The 2,692-nt window shown below is 56.6% G+C and carries 1 rRNA gene; it reads right to left on the bottom strand.

Features of this window, described 5'->3' with window-relative positions:
- Window positions 1-21 precede the first annotated feature (21 nt).
- Window positions 22-2,692 (bottom strand): 23S ribosomal RNA (locus tag ACIO3P_RS38580); the annotation flags it as partial.

Below are 2,692 nucleotides of genomic sequence, written 5' to 3'. Positions count from 1 at the left end.
ACACAGTGGACGCGAGCAACTGAGGACAAGCCCTCGGCCTATTAGTACCAGTCAGCTCCAACCGTTACCGGTCTTCCACATCTGGCCTATCAACCCAGTAGTCTCCTGGGAGCCTTAACCCCTCATGGGGGTGGGAGTCCTCATCTCGAAGCAGGCTTCCCGCTTAGATGCTTTCAGCGGTTATCCTTTCCGAACGTAGCCAACCAGCCATGCCCTTGGCAGAACAACTGGCACACCAGAGGTTCGTCCGTCCCGGTCCTCTCGTACTAGGGACAGCCCTTCTCAAGACTCCTGCGCGCGCAGCGGATAGGGACCGAACTGTCTCACGACGTTCTAAACCCAGCTCGCGTACCGCTTTAATGGGCGAACAGCCCAACCCTTGGGACCGACTCCAGCCCCAGGATGCGACGAGCCGACATCGAGGTGCCAAACCATCCCGTCGATATGGACTCTTGGGGAAGATCAGCCTGTTATCCCCGGGGTACCTTTTATCCGTTGAGCGACGGCGCTTCCACAAGCCACCGCCGGATCACTAGTCCCGACTTTCGTCCCTGCTCGACCCGTCGGTCTCACAGTCAAGCTCCCTTGTGCACTTACACTCAACACCTGATTACCAACCAGGCTGAGGGAACCTTTGGGCGCCTCCGTTACTCTTTAGGAGGCAACCGCCCCAGTTAAACTACCCATCAGACACTGTCCCTGATCCGGATCACGGACCCAGGTTAGACATCCAGCACGACCAGAGTGGTATTTCAACGACGACTCCACCTGAACTGGCGTCCAAGCTTCAAAGTCTCCCACCTATCCTACACAAGCCGAACCGAACACCAATATCAAACTATAGTAAAGGTCCCGGGGTCTTTCCGTCCTGCTGCGCGAAACGAGCATCTTTACTCGTAGTGCAATTTCACCGGGCCTATGGTTGAGACAGTCGAGAAGTCGTTACGCCATTCGTGCAGGTCGGAACTTACCCGACAAGGAATTTCGCTACCTTAGGATGGTTATAGTTACCACCGCCGTTTACTGGCGCTTAAGTTCTCAGCTTCGCCACCCCGAAGAATGACTAACCGGTCCCCTTAACGTTCCAGCACCGGGCAGGCGTCAGTCCGTATACATCGCCTTACGGCTTCGCACGGACCTGTGTTTTTAGTAAACAGTCGCTTCTCGCTGGTCTCTGCGGCCACCCCAAGCTCACACCGTAAAGATGATCACCTAGAATGGCCCCCCTTCTCCCGAAGTTACGGGGGCATTTTGCCGAGTTCCTTAACCATAGTTCACCCGAACGCCTCGGTATTCTCTACCTGACCACCTGAGTCGGTTTAGGGTACGGGCCGCCATGAAACTCGCTAGAGGCTTTTCTCGACAGCATAGGATCATCCACTTCACCACAATCGGCTCGGCATCAGGTCTCAGACTATGTGCACGACGGATTTACCTACCGTGCGTCCTACACCCTTACCCCGGGACAACCACCGCCCGGGCTGGACTACCTTCCTGCGTCACCCCATCGCTTACCTACTACAGATCTGGTCCGACGGCTCCACCACTTTCCATTCCCCGAAGGGTCCGGAACGGCTTCACGGTCTCAGCATCGTCTGATTCGATATTGGGCGTTTCAAAGCGGGTACCGGAATATCAACCGGTTGTCCATCGACTACGCCTGTCGGCCTCGCCTTAGGTCCCGACTTACCCTGGGCAGATCAGCTTGACCCAGGAACCCTTAGTCAATCGGCGCACACGTTTCCCACGTGTGTATCGCTACTCATGCCTGCATTCTCACTCGTGAACCGTCCACAACTAGCTTCCGCTGCTGCTTCACCCGGCACACGACGCTCCCCTACCCATCACAGCGGGCGTTGGCCCTCATGCTGCAATGACACGACTTCGGCGGTACGCTTGAGCCCCGCTACATTGTCGGCGCGGAATCACTTGACCAGTGAGCTATTACGCACTCTTTCAAGGGTGGCTGCTTCTAAGCCAACCTCCTGGTTGTCTCTGCGACTCCACATCCTTTCCCACTTAGCGTACGCTTAGGGGCCTTAGTCGATGCTCTGGGCTGTTTCCCTCTCGACCATGGAGCTTATCCCCCACAGTCTCACTGCCGCGCTCTCACTTACCGGCATTCGGAGTTTGGCTAAGGTCAGTAACCCGGTAGGGCCCATCGCCTATCCAGTGCTCTACCTCCGGCAAGAAACACACGACGCTGCACCTAAATGCATTTCGGGGAGAACCAGCTATCACGGAGTTTGATTGGCCTTTCACCCCTAACCACAGGTCATCCCCCAGGTTTTCAACCCTGGTGGGTTCGGTCCTCCACGAAGTCTTACCTCCGCTTCAACCTGCCCATGGCTAGATCACTCCGCTTCGGGTCTTGAGCGCGCTACTATACCGCCCTGTTCGGACTCGCTTTCGCTACGGCTTCCCCACACGGGTTAACCTCGCAACACACCGCAAACTCGCAGGCTCATTCTTCAAAAGGCACGCAGTCACGACGCACCGAGCAAGCTCGATGCGCGACGCTCCCACGGCTTGTAGGCACACGGTTTCAGGTACTATTTCACTCCGCTCCCGCGGTACTTTTCACCATTCCCTCACGGTACTATCCGCTATCGGTCACCAGGGAATATTTAGGCTTAGCGGGTGGTCCCGCCAGATTCACACGGGATTTCTCGGGCCCCGTGCTACTTGGGTG

It is taken from the genome of Streptomyces sp. NPDC087310, from assembly GCF_044744405.1.
GTDB lineage: Bacteria > Actinomycetota > Actinomycetes > Streptomycetales > Streptomycetaceae > Streptomyces.
Note: the sequence above shows the minus strand (reverse complement) of the source record. Positions and strands in the feature narration are given on the sequence as shown.